The following is a 15,920-nucleotide window of genomic DNA, read 5'->3' as shown; positions in this document are numbered from 1 at the left end:
GTGTGCTGGCACTCGCATTGATGGGTACCTTCAGCGCCGGCCGCTATGGACCGCTTATCGCCGCGTTGATGGTGATGATTTTTGTCATCGTCCTGCTGGTAGCTGCCCAGAGTGCGCTATTCATCTGGGGCGGCGTCAGGGCTTTGAAAGGCCGCAAGACAATGCTGATGGTTGTTTCGATAATCCAGGTGGTTATCACCGTCCTGGCACTCGTCGCCAACCTCGCCTGGGGTAGGGAACCCGCCGGCCCCGTCGTGCACGCGCTTTCTCACCTGGCTTTCCTGGTGCCGATCCTGATATTGCTCGCGCTACGGCCTAGCAGGGAGTTCTTCCGCGCCCGGAGGATCTAGCGGGTCACGAGTCATTCCGAAGAACGCCCTCACGGTGCCGTCGCGCGCGGCACCGTGACGGGCGTTTCGGCATTAGCCGTCAACATCACAAGCCAAGCGGCCCAGCAAGTTTGGACAATGTCGGCAACACCTGGTCGGGTCCCCCGAGCACCAGGATCGCGACGTGGTCGGCGCCGGCGCTGAGATATTCGCCCAGGCGCTTGGCGACGTCTTCAGGCGTGCCGTGGGCGACCACGGCGTCGATAAGTCTGTCGCTGCCGGGCGCAGTGACGTCGTCATCGGTGAAACCCAAACGCTTCCAATTGCTTACGTAGTTCGTCAGGTTGAAGTAGAAGTCCAGCGCCGCGCGCCCGATCGCCCGCGCCTCATCGGCATCGGGGGTCAGGACCACGTTATGCACCGGCGCCAGCAGCTTATTGGGCCCGATGATCGCGCGGGCCTGCGCGGCGTGCTCGGGCGTGGCGTTGGCCGGGTGCGCTCCGGCGGTGCGCTCGGCCGACAACTTCAACACCCGGGGCCCGAGGGCGGCGAGCACACGTTGATTCGCCGGTACGCCGTATTCGTCGAGCTCGTCAAGGTACGACACCAGTGCCTGGTACGGATTGCGGTATTGCGCCTGGGCTTCGGGATGGCCGACCCCGACGCCGAGTACGAAGCGGCCCGGGTAGGCGGCGTTGATGCGGTGGAACGAGTCGGCGACGGGCTTGGCGGCCGCCGTCCAGACGTTGACGATGCCGGTGGCGACTTTCAGCGTGGTGGTCGACTCCAAAAGTGTTTCCACGAAGGACAATTCGGCTGGCGGGGAACCGGCGACCCAAATCGTGCCGTAGCCCAGCCGTTCAATTTCCTGAGCCTGCTCGGGGGTGGCGCCCATTCCGAAAAAACCGAAACGGCCGAGGTCGGGGGTGGCGCTGTCTGATGTAGTCATTGCCACTGCAACCTTCGCGTCGGGCGCAGCTATTCCGCAAGAATCTCGCAAGTGGTCGGGCGCAGACTAACGGCACGCTCCTCAATGGGAGAACCGAAAGGAACCTACCGTGAACGCACCTCGCATGAAGCGGATCATTGCCGGGACGCTGCTGTCGGGCGGCGTCGCGGTGGCCAGCCTGGGTATGACCGCGGGTACCGCTGAGGCCAACCCCGTTGCGCCACAAGGCTGCACGCAGTACAGCTGCTGGTGTCCGGGGCAGCCCCTCCCGGGGCATGTTGCCGGGGCTTGGGACATGAACTCCTGCCACGACTGGCACTACTCCTGGCACGACGACCGCCATGCGCCACAGGGCCAGGTGGTGCAAGGACCTCTGATGTGCGGTTACGGGCCCGGTTTGCTGCCCCAGTGCGCCGGTTAGCGGGTAGCGATGTTGGTCCGCACCCGCTGGTCGTAGCCCGACCGCGCGTCGGTGTCGAGGGTGCGCAGCACCCGCTCGCGGGTGATCGGACCGCGGACAGCGCCGAGTAGCCGGTCCGGGAGGACGGCGGCGGCGGTCTCGTAGCTGCGCATCCATCGCGGTACCGCGACAATCGCGCCCCGGTGGCGGCACGAGGCGACGACTTCGTCGGCGATCAGCTCGGGATCAACGGTCGGTAGCAGACCACCGAGTCGGACCCCCGCAGTGAGTTCGGTCCGCACCGCCGACGGCAACACCGCGCTGAGTGTGAAGCCGGTGCCGGCCAGTTCGTCGCGCAGGGCTTCGGTGAACCCGACGACGGCGTGCTTACTGGCGCAGTAGGTCGCCAGGCCTGCGGCGGGCCGTTTCCCCAGATACGAACCGACGTTCACGATGTGACCGGCGCCGCGGTCAAGCATGCCGCCAAGTGCCAGCTTCGTCCCGATCAGCACGCCGTTGAGATTGATGTCGACGATCGCCTCGGTGATCGCGTCGTCCTCGGTTGCGAACTCGCCCGCCGGCATGATGCCGGCGTTGTTGACCAACACCGTCAACGGGCCGTCGACCGCGTCGAGAAATTCGGCGAACGATGCCCGTGAACGCACGTCCAAGCCGAACCCGCGGCCGCCGATGCTGGCGGCTTCCGCGGCCGCCAGCTCGGCATCGAGATCGCCGAGGAATACATGCGAACCCTTGGCGGCGAAGGCTTTCGCCGTCACCAGGCCGATGCCGCGGGCGGCGCCGGTGATTGCCACCGCGGCGCCGTCGAGCTGGATCGGCGTCCCGGTCACGCTGCAAACGGCGATCTGGCGGCCCAGTAGGCCAACTGGCGATATCCGCTGCCCTGGTGCCACAGCTTGGCGCCCAGGTAGACGCCGGGCACGATCTGCACGGCCTCGTCCCGGATGCGGTTGATCGGCCACGGATTGGTGCCGATGGTCTCGTAGTCGAGTACCAGCACGCGGGTCTTTGGTAAGACCACGCTGGCCTCGACCCGGTTGAGCATGTCGAAGCCCTCCCAATGGTCACCGACGCGACGCAACCGATAGCCGGGGGCCAGCAGCCCGATCAACACCAAGGCCGTGGTGGTCACCGAGTTGGTGCCGCGCTGTGCCGAGCGGTCGAATTTCTTGCCCAGCCACGGCATCAGTCCGAGCCGATTGGTGACGGCCTTTGCCGTCGCGTGGAGCACTCGCCCGGTTGGGTCAAGGTCGGCATCGGGCGTCGTCCAGCCGACCAGCATCCCGTCGGTCTGCCCGTCCACCTCCGCGGGTGTGCCTGCGGCGAACAGCTGCGCCAACTCGATCTCGGCGGCGTCGCCGGGGAGCCCCGCGCCCAGGCGTTCGATCCACGCCCAGGCCGCATCTTGGGCAGCCTGCGGGTCGATGCCGGCGATTGCCTGCAATCGGGAGATTCGGTCGTCGACCAGGGAATTCGTCCTCGAAGATACCGTCATGCGCCGTGCTCCTCGGGTATTGAATGGGATTTGTACACCCATAACGGAATCATGATTCCCACCAGGAATCAAATATCCTGTTCAGGTGCCTCGACCCTCGTATGCCGAACGCCGCAAGCTGCAGCTGCGTGAGGAGATCATCGACGCGGCGATCGACGTATTCGCCGAATCGGGTTATCACGACGCCGGTGTGGCCGATATCGCCAAGCGGGTCGGCATCGGGCATTCCACCTTCTACCGGCACTTCGAGAACAAGCGCGCCATCCTCGACGAGGTCGTCAACACCGTCATCGAGCGCTCGATGGCCGCGATCGCCGCCGAGAACGCGCCGGAAGCCGCCAGCTCGCTGGACGAATACCGTGCTCAATCAGCCCGAATCGGCGCGGCCCTGGCGGACATCAGCAGCGACATCCGAGTGGTGCGGTTGCTGCTCATCGAGGCCGCCAGCGTCGACGCCGAACTGCGGCAACGCATCGACGACCTGTTCGATCTGGCCGTCCAGCTGAACGCCGGCTTCTACGAACATGGTCGTGAGCAGGGCTATCTACGCCCTGACCTGGACACCACCGCCACCTCCCGCGCCGTCATCGGCATGATCTTCGGACTGGCGATGATGAGCCTCAACCCCGCCTTCGGCGAGGACGAACGCGCAAACATCGTCCAAGCCGCCGTCCGGTTGATGTTCGACGGCATCGCCAATCGCTGAGGAGACGCGAAAGCCCCCGACACGTGCGGGGGCTTTCGCGTGCTGACTAGGCCGTGCGCCGGCGGCTGAGGGAACCCTTGAGGAGAAGGTCGCGCTCGGCTTCGGACAGGCCGCCCCAAACGCCGTAGGGCTCGCCCACCTCGAGGGCATGGGAACGGCACTGCTCGATCACCGGGCAACGGCGGCACATCTCCTTGGCGCGCTGTTCCCGTTGCATGCGGGCCCGGCCGCGCTCGCCGTCCGGGTGGAAGAACATCGATGAGTCCATGCCGCGGCACAGACCTTGGAGTTGCCAGTTCCAGATATCGGCATTTGGTCCAGGTAGCTGCTCCGGTTGTGGCATTGCTTGCTCCCTCTCTACACGGCACGCCCAAGTGAAGTCAGGGTTGTGAAGCTGAGTTGTGCGACTGATTGGAGTGGCGTCGCCGATGACTACCTGCCGCTTAGACTAGACGTTAAGCGCGCCATCAAATTTCCGTCAATAGGCGCCCACTGTGGTCAAATTCCTATGCCTGGCAGGAGAATTAACGCTGCGTTCATCTTCCAGGCAGTTATCGAACCCTAGATCTGCTAACAGGATGCCGAGCGCATCGAGATTCCCCAGCTCACCGTCCTACGGGCAGGGGACCGCAAATGGCGCGGGGCTCCCGCTGGGTAATGTTTCGGTAACAAAGAAAGCACAAACTGTTTACTAACCGAGGCTCCGCCGCACCGTGAGCAAAACCAATCGCACTTCGACGGTCGAACGAACGCTGGCCGCTGCCGCCTTTGGAGACCGGCCGAAAACCTGGCCGTTGCCGACGGCGACCACGCCATACCAATTGTGGCTGCGGGCCGTCGCATCCGGCGGGCAGGGCCGGTACGGCAGCGCCTACCGCGATCTGGCGGTGCTGCGACGCAGCATTCCGGCCGGTCCGTTGGTGTCGCTGGCGCACAGCACACAGGGATCGTTTCTGCGCCAGCTCGGCTGGCACACGCAGGCGCGGGGCTGGGACGGCCGTGCCCTGGCGCTGGCCGGCAGCGATCCAGAGGCGCGTGCCGACGCACTGGTCGGGCTGGCGGCCGACGCGCTCGGCGTCGGCCGCTTCGCCGCTGCGGCAACGTTGTTGACTCGCGCGGACGCCGCACCGGACACGGCCGAGCTGCCCGCTGCCGTCACCGCCCGGCTGGCGGTGCGCAGGCAATGGGTGGCCGCCGAGTTGGCGATGGCCTGCGGTGACGGGCCGACGGCGGTGCGCCATGCCGAGAAAGGTGTCGAGCTGGCCCAGGCCATGGTCGTCCCGTCGGCGCGACACCGGGTCAAAAGCGAGGTGGTGTTGGCCGCCGCGCTGTGCAGCGCCGGTGTCATCGAGCGCGCCCGCGCCGTCGCCGAGGCCGCGCTGGACGCCACCGGGCAATTTGGGCTTATACCACTGCGCTGGGCATTGGCGTGCTTGCTGGGCGATATCGGAAGCGTCACATTTACGGCACAAGAGTTGCACCAATTTCGCGATATCTGTGCAGGTCAGGTGCGACGCGCCGGTGGAACCTGGCATTCTGCTTGAAATGGCTTTCGGCCGTTATTGTCACTCTGTGAGTTAGCCCCGGGATGTGTCCAGTTCGTAACGTTGGAGATACCGCCGTCGATGACAATTCAAGGGGAACGTCTCGACGCTGTGGTTGCGGAGGCCGTGGCAGGAGACCGGAACGCGCTTCGGGAGGTGCTGGAGACTATCCGACCGATCGTCATCCGATATTGCCGCGCGCGAGTCGGCACGGTCGAGCGGGGAGGTCTATCGGCAGATGATGTGGCTCAGGAGGTTTGCTTGGCCACCATAACGGCGCTGCCGCGATATCGGGATCGGGGACGGCCATTCCTGGCCTTCCTGTACGGCATCGCGGCCCATAAGGTGGCCGACGCGCATCGGGCCGCCGGGCGAGATCGCGCCTATCCGGCTGAATCGGTTCCCGAATGCCGGTCCGCCGACGCAGGCCCGGAGCAGCTGGCCATCGAAGCCGATTCGGTCACCCGGATGAACGAATTGCTCGAGATCTTGCCTGCAAAGCAGCGCGAGATCCTGATTCTGCGGGTCGTCGTCGGCCTGTCCGCCGAGGAGACCGCCGCCGCCGTCGGCAGCACCACGGGGGCGGTCCGGGTGGCCCAGCATCGCGCGCTTCAACGGTTAAAAGACGAGATTGTCGCGGCAGGTGATTATGCGTGATCTAGGGTCCGATTTGAGTTTTTCCGGTGACGATCAGCCGGCTTTGGACGAGCTGGCCCGCACCGACCTGATGCTCGACGCGCTGGCCGAACGCGCGGACATCGATTTCGACGCTCCCGACGACGCGATGGACGAGGCGCTGGCCGCCCTGCTCGGGCAGTGGCGCGACGACCTGCGGTGGCCGCCGGCCAGTGCACTGGTCGCGCCGGAGGAGGCCGTCGAGGCGCTGCGCACCGGGATAGAGGAGCGTCGGCGTGCACGTCACGGCCTGGCGGCGATCGGGTCGGTGGCCGCGTCGCTGCTGGTCCTGAGCGGCTTCGGCGCGGTGGTTGCCGAAGCCCGCCCCGGCGACGGGCTGTACGGCCTGCACGCGATGTTCTTCGACCAACGACGTGTCCACGACGATCAGATCGTGTTGTCCGCCAAGGCCGATCTGGCGAAGGCTCAGCAAATGATCGCCCAGGGCCAATGGGCTCAGGCCCAGAATCAGCTGGCCGAGGTCAGCAGCACCGTGCAGTCCATGAACGACGACGGTCGCCGGCAGGACCTGATCAACCAGCTGAATCTGCTGAACACCCAGGTGGAGAACCGCAACCCGAAGGCGACACTGCCGCCGGCCGCGCCGCCTACCGCAGCAACCGGCCGGGCTCCCCAGTCGGTGGCCGGCACACCGCCGCTGGCGCCAAGTCCGTCGGCGCGTGCCATACCGGGCGAAGCTCCGAGCCCGTCTCCAAAGCACAAGCATCACGGCGCGACATCGAATCCGGCGGTGGAACCGGCCCAAGGTCCCTAGGGGTTTGTGGCGATCGCGCGAAAGGCTTCGCGCTGTCCGCCGAACGTAGCGGGTCGGGCGGCTAGTGCCGACGGAATCCGTCGGCGTCTGATGTGGCTTCGTTGAGCGAGGCGTCTGCGTATCCCCGGCAGTAGTCCCACGTGACGTAGGAGTCCGGTTCGGGGTCGTAGGCCGGCTCGTGCGGGCGAACGGTGCCGTCGATCAGCAGCTGCAGCAGGTTGGCGCGCAACATGTCCCAGTCGTGATAGTGGTCCTGCTGACACTCGTCGCAGCAGACCACCAGCCCGCGAATCCCCTTGTGCGCCAAAAGAGCTTCGTAAACGGCCAGATCGGCCAAATCTGCCTCGACCGCCATTCGCTCCTGCTGATCCAGGGGCTGGCCCGGCTCTACTGCATCCAGCGCTGCCGACGGGTCATAAGGGTCGTCGGCAAAAGGGTCGGGCGGCAAACCCGGTGGGAGGTGGTCGCGCACGCCCCCTAGCCTACGCAGGGGGGCCACTATAGCGCTAGCTGTTGCGGCGCAGTGTCAGTCCAGGCCGTTGCCTATCCTTCGGCACGCCCAAGAGCTGCGCGTCGGGCGATCGATGAGCCGATAAGATGGTTCTCTCACTCCAAACATGCGTATGGGAGGGCCCGCCGATGTCCCGTGGCATGTCCGGCCTCGAAGACAGCTCTGACCTGGTCGCCAGTCCCTACGTGCGGGACGCTCCGCTGGGGGGCCTGACGGTCGGCCAGCAGGTGCCGACCGGGGGCGACAACCCCAACAAGATCGCGATGCTCGGGCTGACGTTCGACGACGTCTTGCTGCTGCCCGCGGCTTCCGATGTGGTGCCGGCCACCGCTGACACCTCCAGCCAGCTCACCAAGCGGATCAGGCTCAAGGTGCCGTTGGTCAGCTCGGCGATGGACACCGTCACCGAGGCGCGAATGGCCATCGCGATGGCCCGGGCGGGCGGCATGGGCGTGCTGCACCGGAATCTGCCCGTTGCCGAGCAGGCCGGCCAGGTGGAGATGGTGAAGCGCTCCGAGGCCGGCATGGTCACCGATCCGGTCACCTGCCGTCCGGACAACACGCTGGCCCAGGTCGACGCGCTGTGCGCGCGGTTCCGGATCTCCGGGCTGCCCGTGGTCGACGACTCCGGCGCATTGGTCGGCATCATCACCAACCGCGACATGCGGTTCGAGGTCGACCAGTCCAGGCAGGTCGCCGAGGTGATGACCAAGGCGCCGCTGATCACCGCCCAGGAGGGTGTCAGCGCCGACGCGGCACTGGGCCTGCTGCGGCGAAACAAGATCGAGAAGCTGCCCGTCGTCGACGGGCACGGCAGGCTGACCGGCTTGATCACGGTCAAAGACTTCGTCAAGACCGAGCAACATCCGCTGGCCACCAAAGACTGTGACGGCCGGCTGCTGGTGGGCGCGGCCGTCGGCGTGGGTGGCGACGCCTGGGTTCGCGCGATGATGCTGGTCGACGCCGGGGTTGACGTGCTGATCGTAGACACCGCACATGCCCACAACCGGCTGGTGCTCGACATGGTCGCGCAACTCAAGGCCGAAGTCGGCGAGCGCGTCGAGGTCATCGGCGGCAACGTCGCCACCAGGTCGGCGGCCGCGGCCCTGGTCGAGGCCGGCGCCGACGCGGTGAAGGTCGGCGTGGGGCCCGGATCGATCTGCACGACTCGCGTCGTCGCCGGCGTCGGCGCTCCACAAATCACGGCGATTCTGGAAGCGGTCGCGGCGTGCGGACCCGCGGGCGTGCCGGTGATCGCCGACGGCGGGCTGCAGTACTCCGGTGACATCGCCAAGGCGCTGGCCGCCGGTGCGTCCACGGCCATGCTCGGTTCGCTGCTGGCCGGCACCGCCGAGGCGCCCGGCGAGCTGATCTTCATCAACGGCAAGCAGTTCAAGAGCTACCGCGGGATGGGGTCGCTGGGCGCCATGCAGGGCCGCGGCGGGGGCAAGTCGTACTCGAAAGACCGCTACTTCGCCGACGACGCGCTCTCCGAAGACAAGCTGGTGCCCGAGGGGATCGAGGGCCGGGTGCCGTTCCGCGGCCCGCTGTCCTCGGTGATCCACCAGTTGACCGGCGGCTTGCGCGCTGCGATGGGTTACACCGGGTCACCCACCATCGAGGTGCTGCAGCAGGCGCAGTTCGTCCGGATCACCTCGGCGGGCCTCAAAGAGAGCCATCCACACGACGTCGCGATGACGGTCGAAGCACCCAACTACTACGTGCGATAAAAGGCGCTGGCATCCTATGGTCGAGATCGGCATGGGCCGCGTCGCCCGTCGCACGTATGAACTGAGCGAGATCAACATCGTCCCGTCACGACGCACCCGTTCGTCGAAGGACGTGTCGACGGCCTGGCAACTGGACGCCTACCGCTTCGAGATTCCCGTCCTGGCGCACCCGACCGACGCGTTGGTGTCGCCGGAGTTCGCGATCGAGCTCGGCCGCCTCGGCGGGCTGGGCGTGCTCAACGGCGAGGGCCTGATCGGCCGGCACGCCGACGTCGAAGCCAAGATCACCCAGTTGGTCGAGGCCGCCGAAAAGGAACCCGAGCCGTCGGCGGCGATCCGGCTGCTGCAGGAGTTGCACGCCGCCCCGCTGAACCCGGACCTGTTGGGCGCCGCGGTGGCCCGCATCCGCGAGGCCGGCGTGACCACGGCCGTGCGGGTCAGCCCGCAGAACGCCCAGGCGCTGACGCCGGTGCTGCTCGCGGCGGGTATCGACCTGCTGATCATCCAGGGCACGATCGTGTCCGCCGAGCGGGTGGCCAGCGATGGCGAGCCGCTCAACCTCAAGACGTTTATCGCCGAGCTCGACGTCCCGGTGGTCGCCGGCGGTGTGCAGGACCACCGCACCGCACTGCATCTGATGCGCACCGGCGCCGCCGGCGTGATCGTCGGCTACGGCTCCACCCGAGGAGTGACCACCACCGACGAGGTGCTGGGCATCAGCGTGCCGATGGCCACCGCGATCGCCGACGCCGCCGCCGCGCGGCGCGAATACCTCGACGAGACCGGTGGGCGCTACGTGCACGTGCTGGCCGACGGCGACATCCACAACTCCGGCGAGCTGGCCAAGGCCATCGCCTGCGGGGCCGACTCGGTGATGCTGGGGACGCCGCTGGCCGAATCCGCCGAGGCGCTGGGCCAGGGCTGGTTCTGGCCGGTCGCCGCGGCGCACCCGTCGTTGCCGCGCGGGGCGTTGCTGCAGATCGCCGTCGGGGAGCGGCCGCCGCTCGAGCAGGTGCTGAGCGGGCCGTCCGACGATCCGTTCGGCACCCTGAATCTGGTCGGTGGTCTGCGCCGCGCGATGGCCAAGGCCGGTTACTGCGACCTCAAGGAGTTCCAGAAGGTCGGCCTGACCGTCGGCTGCTAGCGCGAGCTGCTCGGCCGGGTTCTACTGCGCGCAAACGCTTTTGATCGCATGCCGCCACGCGGCGTTGTCTGAGACATAGAAGCCCACCTCCCCGGCCGGAACCTCGATGACCAAGTGCGTCTTGCCGCCACGAACGGCACGCTTGAAGACCTTCGCGTCGTGCACGCCCCTGATCTCGCTGACCGGGATTTCTATCACCTTGCCGGTGACGGTGATAAAGACCAGGCGGCGTTTGCTGAGCGCGATCACCCCGCTGTTTGCGACGCGTGGAAAGTTGGGTGCCGTCGCACCTTCGTAGCTGGCTTTCTCCGGCGGGCGTATCACGCTCTCGGCCGCCAATTCCGAACTCAGTCGCTGCTGAGCCGCGCGGGACCTGCGTCGGAATCGGATGATGATCGGCGCCCAGATGGCGGCCTGTATCGCACCGATACCCAGGACAAGTAGGACGACAAATCCGACGACACTTCCGGCGCCGTGCACGGCAAACCTCCCGCGGTCAATATCCGGGTCGAGCAGACGCAAAAGCACGCTACGCCGACGGTTCAGGTGCTTTTGCGTCTGCTCATCGACCACGACCTTGCTGCGCCCGACGGACTCCCGGACGCCCGGTGCTTTGAACAAAAGCCGGCGATCTGGGCCTCGGATGCGAATTATCGTTACCAGTGCCTCGTGTCATTCGGGCGGTATGTCGGGCACGTGTGGAGCAGCGAAGAAAAGGACGTACGCCAGCGTGCCGCCGCCCAGTACGCAATCCTCGTCAACAGCGCGTAAGCCGGCCCAGCGATTGCCCAAATGCTGATCGGCGCGAGCAGTCGCAGAATCGCACTCCTGCGGCCCAATCCGTGCGATTCTGCGTCTGCTCGCCGTAGGCTGGGCCGATGAAGCCGGATTACGACGTCCTCATCATCGGTTCGGGTTTCGGGGGCAGCGTGAGCGCGCTGCGGCTCACCGAAAAGGGCTATCGGGTCGGTGTGTTGGAGGCCGGCCGCCGGTTCTCCGACGAGGAATTCGCCAAGACGTCGTGGGATCTGCGCAAGTTCCTGTGGGCGCCGAGGCTGGGCTGTTACGGCATCCAGCGCATCCACCCGCTGAAAAACGTCATGATCCTGGCCGGTGCCGGAGTGGGCGGCGGCTCGCTGAACTACGCCAACACGTTGTATGTACCGCCGGAGCCGTTCTTCGCCGATCAGCAGTGGTCGCACATCACCGACTGGCGCAGCGAACTCGAGTCGCACTACGACCAGGCGCAGCGGATGCTCGGCGTCGTCTACAACCCGACGTTCACCGACGCGGATCGCATCGTCAAAGAGGTCGCCGATGAGATGGGATGCGGCGACACGTTCGTGCCGACCCCGGTCGGAGTGTTCTTCGGCCCGGACGGCACGATGGCACCCGGCGTGACCGTGCCCGATCCCTATTTCGGCGGCGCGGGGCCGGAACGCACGGGCTGCATGGAATGCGGCTGCTGCATGACCGGGTGTCGCTTCGGCGCCAAGAACACTCTGGTGAAGAACTACCTGGGTCTCGCGGAATCAGCAGGCGCGCACGTGATTCCGATGACGACGGTGAAGGGGTTCGAGCAACGCGCCGACGGGCTGTGGGAGGTCCGTACCGTGCGCACGGGCAGCTGGCTACGCCGGGACAAGCGGACCTTCACCGCGACGCACCTGATTCTGGCTGCCGGCACCTGGGGCACCCAGCACCTGCTGTTCCGGATGCGGGACAAGGGCCGGCTACCGCGTCTTTCGGAGCGGCTGGGCGTGTTGACCCGGACCAACTCCGAGTCGATCGTGGGCGCCGCGACGCTGGACGTGAACCCGGGTCTGGACCTGACCCACGGCGTGGCGATCACGTCGTCGATTCACCCGTCGTCGGACACCCACGTCGAGCCGGTCCGTTACGGCAAGGGTTCCAACGCGATGGGCCTGCTGCAGACATTGATGACCGACGGCTCCGGTCCCAAGGGCACAGACGTGCCGCGGTGGCGGCAACTGCTGAACCAGGCCGGCGAGAATCCGCGTCTGATGTGGCGCATGCTCAATCCCCGGCAGTGGAGTGAGCGCACGGTGATCGCGCTGGTGATGCAGCACCTGGACAACTCGATCACCACGTTCACCAAGCGCGGCAAGCTGGGCATCCGCTGGTACTCCAGCAAGCAGGGCCACGGCGAGCCGAACCCGAGCTGGATCCCGGTGGGCAACGAGGTCACTCGGCGTATCGCCGCCAAGATCGATGGGGTGGCCGGCGGCACCTGGGGTGAGCTGTTCAACATCCCGTTGACCGCTCACTTCCTCGGTGGCGCGGTGATCGGAGACAGCCCCGAGCACGGAGTCATCGATCCCTACCACCGGGTCTACGGCTATCCGACGATGTACGTCGTGGACGGCGCAGCGATCTCGGCCAATCTCGGCGTTAACCCCTCGTTGTCTATCGCCGCACAGGCCGAGCGCGCTGCCTCGTTGTGGCCGAACAAAGGCGAGAACGACCAGCGGCCGCTGCAGGGTGATACCTACCGCAGGCTGGATCCGATCGCGCCCGAGCATCCGGTGGTGCCCTCGGCTGCGCCCGGCGCGCTGCGGTGGCTGCCTATCGACCCCGTCATCAACGCCGGGTGACGATCGCGAGCGCGGCGTAGCCGGGCGCTGCGGGTCGTCACGATCCGATCGTGAGTTTCAGCTTGCGATCACCTCGAGCGGTGCGCCGCTGATCACCCGGCTGGGTGCTCCGTGCACGTTGACCGGCATATCGCCCATCAGGGTGACCCGGTGCATGAGCCGGTGCTGGTCGTCGTAGTCGTCGATCGCCCGGTGTTGCGTTGCCCGGTTGTCCCACATGGCCACGTCGCCCTGCTCCCAGTTCCACCGGATGGTGTTCTCCGGCACCGTGATTCGCCGTTGCAGCAAATCCAGCAGCACGGTTGACTCGTAGCTGTCCAAGCCCACGAAGCTGCGCACGAAATCGCCTGCCAGCAGCGTGCGTTCACCCGTTTCGGGGTGCACTCGCACCACGGGGTGCTCGGTCCGGAAGTCCGCCTTCTCGAAGGCCTGCCGGAATGCCCGCTGGGAGTCGGTCATCGACAGGGCCGCCTCGGTGGTCACGTAGTCGTAGCGGTTGGTGTGCAGCGCCCAGAGGTTCTCGACGAGGCACTTGAGCGGATCGGGCAGGTCGTCGTAGGCCGCCGCGGTATTGGCCCACAGCGTCGAGCCGCCGTAGCTGGGCAGGGTGACCGCGCGCAGGATCGAGGCGGCCGGGTAGTTCGCGGCGAACGTGACGTCGGTGTGCCAGCGATTGGCCTTGCCGAATTCGGAGTTGATCGGCGTGATGATCGGCCCGTTCTTGGCGGCCAGCATCGCCGCGGCCGGGTGGCCGATGGGCGTGCCGAGCAGCGCGGCGAAGCCCAGCTGCCGAAGGTCGTCGAGGTGGTGCTGGTCGCGGAAGAATATCACCTTGTGGTCCAGCAAAGCTTGATGGATCTCTTCGACCGTGGCGGGGTCGAGGTGGCCGCTGAGGCGCACTCCGTCGACTCGGGCGCCGATGCGGCTGCCGAGCTTGGTGACGGTGATCTGGTCTGTCATTGCAGTGGTCCTTGCCCTCAAACACTGAAGTATAGGTGTAGTCAGTTGACTACATCGGCTAGTGTAGTCACATGACTACAAGATCTGCAACAGGCAACCGGAAGACGCCCACCGGGCGGGACGAGGTGGCCGCGGCGGTCCTGGAAGCTGCCACCGACCTGTTCGCCGAGCGGGGTCCGGCCGCGACGTCGATCCGCGACATCGCCGCCCAGTCGAACGTCAACCACGGCTTGGTGTTTCGCCACTTCGGCACCAAGGAACAGTTGGTCGGCGCGGTGCTCGATCACCTGGGGGCCAACCTGACCGATCTGCTGCGCTCCGGGGCGCCCGCCGACGTCGTCGAGCGGGCTCTGGACCGCCAGATGCGGGTGATGGCCAGGACCGTGCTGGACGGTTATCCGGCGGGCCAGCTGCAGAAGCGGTTCCCCAACGTCGCGGACTTGCTCGAGCGGGTGCGGCCGCTCTACGACGACGAGACCAGTGCGCGGCTTGCCGTCGCCAATGCCCTTGCGCTGCAATTCGGTTGGCGGTTGTTCGCGCCGATCCTGCGCTCGGCGACCGGTCTCGACGAGCTGACCGACGACGAATTGCGGCAAGCCGTCCTCGCCGAGCTGGCCCGCATCGTCGAGCCGCACTAACCCGAAGGAGTCCGTTGTGTCTGGAGCCGCAATCGCAGTGCTGCTCATCGCGGGATTGGCCGTACTGCAGGTGACGTTGTTGATCTGGATCTGGCACAGAATCGGCACCATTGGTGCCCGACTGGCTGCTGAAATCGAGTCTGACACCGTCCTTCGACCACCGGAGAATGGCCAATATATTGGCGCGACCGCACCGGGCTACCCATTCTGGAACAACTTTGGCCAGATCGCATTGACCACACGGCGACTGGTCTTCACCACGGTCACCGGCAAGACGATCGAAATACCGCTGTCCGAGATCACAGGGATCAGCGAATCGAGGGTCTACCGCGGCGGCACGTCCATCGAGATCCGAAAAAAGAAGCACTTGGTCATCGAGTTGGAGTCCGGGGAGGTCAGCTTCTCGGTTCGTGACAACACCCCATGGACCAAGGTCATCACCCGCGCTATCGGCGACGGCGCCGCATAACTGCGCCCGCGCCGAATAACGCGTGTGGCCCGGCGCCGCCCCAGCGTCGAGCCTGCCGCCGCCCGGGCGGCGAGACTGCGGCGCGGGCGCGAAATGCGGCGCCTCGACACGTAGCTGATCCTCGACGCATAACCTGCGCACACGACGCGCCGCGATGCGTGAGCGTGGTTTATGTCTGGACGAATGCCTCGACCCAGCCGCGGCCAATCCGCCACCTGCGGCGCAAGAATTCCGCAGGATTTTCCCAAAGTTCTGGTTAGCGCCATCCCAGATCCTCTTGAGCAGCACGCCGCACACCGGCGGCAGCCAGAGAAGAGGACGACCCATGTTGAGGACGAAGGGTGCCGTGGCTGCGTTGGGCGGTCTGGCCGCCGCATCGGTGATCGGCTTCACCGGGGCGGCCCACGCCGCTCCCAGCCCCGGTGGCGCTAACGGGCCCAGGATGTATGGCAACCCGGCCGCGGCGGCGCCGTTCTGGCGCCGGCAGCACGGCAACGATTGCGCGGAGATGGCGGTGGCCGATGTGGTCGGCGAGGTATCCGGCCGCGAACCCAGCGAGCCGGAGATCAAGGGCGTAGCCCAAAGCACGCCGAGCGTCGCCCACCCCGGACCGATCTGGCACCCCCCCGCGGGCACCGATAGTCGAGACATACCGATTCTGCTGGGGCACTACGGCATTCGGACCATGGTCGGCTCATTCAATACGGCTGGGTTGGAGCAGTTTCTGGACCAAGGACGTAAAGTGATCGCCGGAGTCAACAGCGCGACGCTGTGGAACTTGCGTGGTGACCGCTCCCGCGGAGACCACTTCGTGGTCGTCACCGGCATCGACACTAGAGCAGGTGTGGTGCACCTCAACGACAGCGGCATCGACAGCGGCCGCGACGAGCAGTTACCCATCGCCGCCTTCGAAAGGGCCTGGGGCATCAGCCAAAACCTGGCCCTGGTGACCGCCTGAC

General features: G+C 66.3%; 20 protein-coding genes. 13 read left to right on the top strand and 7 right to left on the bottom strand.

Annotated elements, in window-relative coordinates; translation table 11 throughout:
- Positions 1-350 (top strand): hypothetical protein (locus VML93_RS30770; protein WP_325616385.1); only part of this gene is annotated, 350 nt, incomplete at its 5' end.
- A gap of 85 nt (positions 351-435) precedes the next feature.
- Here VML93_RS30770 and VML93_RS30765 read toward each other — a convergent pair.
- Complete coding sequence (locus tag VML93_RS30765; RefSeq protein ID WP_325616383.1) at positions 436-1,278, bottom strand: LLM class F420-dependent oxidoreductase; 843 nt, start codon at positions 1,276-1,278, stop codon at positions 436-438.
- A 109-nt stretch (positions 1,279-1,387) separates the two neighbouring features.
- Between VML93_RS30765 and VML93_RS30760 the strand changes: the two genes are divergently transcribed.
- On the top strand, positions 1,388-1,699 hold the full coding sequence (locus tag VML93_RS30760) for a hypothetical protein (protein WP_325616381.1): 312 nt from the start codon (positions 1,388-1,390) through the stop codon (positions 1,697-1,699).
- On the opposite strand, the gene VML93_RS30755 is transcribed toward VML93_RS30760, so the two are convergent.
- Positions 1,696-2,529: an SDR family NAD(P)-dependent oxidoreductase gene (locus VML93_RS30755; protein ID WP_325616379.1), complete on the bottom strand. Its 834-nt coding sequence runs from the start codon at positions 2,527-2,529 to the stop codon at positions 1,696-1,698. The two genes, VML93_RS30760 and VML93_RS30755, sit on opposite strands and share 4 nt — an antisense overlap.
- On the bottom strand, positions 2,526-3,194 hold the full coding sequence (locus VML93_RS30750) for a hypothetical protein (RefSeq protein WP_325616377.1): 669 nt from the start codon (positions 3,192-3,194) through the stop codon (positions 2,526-2,528). Before VML93_RS30750 ends, VML93_RS30755 begins: the two co-directional genes overlap by 4 nt.
- Positions 3,195-3,279: 85 nt before the next feature.
- On the opposite strand from VML93_RS30750, the gene VML93_RS30745 reads away from it, so the two are divergent.
- The gene (locus tag VML93_RS30745; protein ID WP_325616375.1) at positions 3,280-3,900 is read left to right on the top strand and encodes a TetR/AcrR family transcriptional regulator; all 621 of its coding nucleotides are present in this window, start codon (positions 3,280-3,282) and stop codon (positions 3,898-3,900) included.
- Between the two features lie 46 nt (positions 3,901-3,946).
- Here VML93_RS30745 and VML93_RS30740 read toward each other — a convergent pair whose 3' ends face one another.
- Entirely contained in the window at positions 3,947-4,243 is a 297-nt protein-coding gene (locus VML93_RS30740; RefSeq protein ID WP_325616373.1) for a WhiB family transcriptional regulator, read from the bottom strand.
- A 370-nt stretch (positions 4,244-4,613) separates the two neighbouring features.
- Between VML93_RS30740 and VML93_RS30735 the strand changes: the two genes are divergently transcribed.
- The 3 genes from VML93_RS30735 to VML93_RS30725 all read left to right on the top strand — a co-directional run bounded on the left by VML93_RS30735 (position 4,614) and on the right by VML93_RS30725 (position 6,894).
- Positions 4,614-5,444, top strand: coding sequence for a hypothetical protein (locus tag VML93_RS30735; RefSeq protein WP_325616371.1), 831 nt, complete (start codon positions 4,614-4,616; stop codon positions 5,442-5,444).
- Positions 5,445-5,525: 81 nt separating this feature from the next.
- The gene (sigD, locus tag VML93_RS30730; protein ID WP_325616389.1) at positions 5,526-6,101 is read left to right on the top strand and encodes an ECF RNA polymerase sigma factor SigD; all 576 of its coding nucleotides are present in this window, start codon (positions 5,526-5,528) and stop codon (positions 6,099-6,101) included.
- On the top strand, positions 6,094-6,894 hold the full coding sequence (locus VML93_RS30725; protein ID WP_414686494.1) for an anti-sigma-D factor RsdA: 801 nt from the start codon (positions 6,094-6,096) through the stop codon (positions 6,892-6,894). The genes sigD and VML93_RS30725 overlap by 8 nt, the downstream gene beginning before the upstream one ends.
- Before the next feature lie 61 nt (positions 6,895-6,955).
- On the opposite strand, the gene VML93_RS30720 is transcribed toward VML93_RS30725, so the two are convergent.
- Entirely contained in the window at positions 6,956-7,366 is a 411-nt protein-coding gene (locus VML93_RS30720) for a DUF5319 domain-containing protein (protein ID WP_325616369.1), read from the bottom strand.
- Between the two features lie 167 nt (positions 7,367-7,533).
- Here VML93_RS30720 and guaB point away from each other — a divergent pair, with 167 nt between their 5' ends.
- Together guaB and VML93_RS30710 are read left to right on the top strand one after the other, a co-directional pair.
- The gene (gene guaB / locus VML93_RS30715) at positions 7,534-9,135 is read left to right on the top strand and encodes an IMP dehydrogenase (RefSeq protein WP_325616387.1); all 1,602 of its coding nucleotides are present in this window, start codon (positions 7,534-7,536) and stop codon (positions 9,133-9,135) included.
- Positions 9,136-9,151: 16 nt separating this feature from the next.
- Entirely contained in the window at positions 9,152-10,279 is a 1,128-nt protein-coding gene (locus VML93_RS30710) for a GuaB3 family IMP dehydrogenase-related protein (RefSeq protein ID WP_325616367.1), read from the top strand.
- A gap of 21 nt (positions 10,280-10,300) precedes the next feature.
- On the opposite strand, the gene VML93_RS30705 is transcribed toward VML93_RS30710, so the two are convergent.
- Complete coding sequence (locus VML93_RS30705; RefSeq protein ID WP_325616365.1) at positions 10,301-10,759, bottom strand: hypothetical protein; 459 nt, start codon at positions 10,757-10,759, stop codon at positions 10,301-10,303.
- Here VML93_RS30705 and VML93_RS30700 point away from each other — a divergent pair.
- Together VML93_RS30700 and VML93_RS30695 are read left to right on the top strand one after the other, a co-directional pair.
- Positions 10,754-11,050 carry a DUF7373 family lipoprotein gene (locus tag VML93_RS30700; RefSeq protein WP_325616363.1) on the top strand — a complete coding sequence of 99 codons (297 nt, stop codon included), beginning with the start codon at positions 10,754-10,756 and terminating at the stop codon, positions 11,048-11,050. The two genes, VML93_RS30705 and VML93_RS30700, sit on opposite strands and share 6 nt — an antisense overlap.
- Positions 11,051-11,157: 107 nt before the next feature.
- Positions 11,158-12,894: a GMC family oxidoreductase gene (locus VML93_RS30695; protein WP_325616361.1), complete on the top strand. Its 1,737-nt coding sequence runs from the start codon at positions 11,158-11,160 to the stop codon at positions 12,892-12,894.
- 57 nt (positions 12,895-12,951) lie between these two features.
- Here VML93_RS30695 and VML93_RS30690 read toward each other — a convergent pair whose 3' ends face one another.
- Positions 12,952-13,854, bottom strand: a complete 903-nt coding sequence (locus VML93_RS30690) for a TauD/TfdA family dioxygenase (RefSeq protein WP_325616359.1) — start codon at positions 13,852-13,854, stop codon at positions 12,952-12,954.
- Between the two features lie 71 nt (positions 13,855-13,925).
- On the opposite strand from VML93_RS30690, the gene VML93_RS30685 reads away from it, so the two are divergent.
- The 3 genes from VML93_RS30685 to VML93_RS30675 all read left to right on the top strand — a co-directional run bounded on the left by VML93_RS30685 (position 13,926) and on the right by VML93_RS30675 (position 15,919).
- A complete protein-coding gene (locus tag VML93_RS30685; protein WP_325616357.1) occupies positions 13,926-14,492 on the top strand; it encodes a helix-turn-helix domain-containing protein in 567 nt (188 codons plus the stop codon).
- A 16-nt stretch (positions 14,493-14,508) separates the two neighbouring features.
- The gene (locus tag VML93_RS30680) at positions 14,509-14,961 is read left to right on the top strand and encodes a hypothetical protein (protein ID WP_325616355.1); all 453 of its coding nucleotides are present in this window, start codon (positions 14,509-14,511) and stop codon (positions 14,959-14,961) included.
- Positions 14,962-15,286: 325 nt separating this feature from the next.
- Positions 15,287-15,919, top strand: a complete 633-nt coding sequence (locus VML93_RS30675; RefSeq protein ID WP_325616353.1) for a hypothetical protein — start codon at positions 15,287-15,289, stop codon at positions 15,917-15,919.
- Position 15,920 lies beyond the last annotated feature (1 nt).

The organism is Mycobacterium sp., assembly GCF_035499775.1.
Taxonomy (GTDB): Bacteria; Actinomycetota; Actinomycetes; order Mycobacteriales; family Mycobacteriaceae; genus Mycobacterium.
Note: the sequence above shows the minus strand (reverse complement) of the source record. Positions and strands in the feature narration are given on the sequence as shown.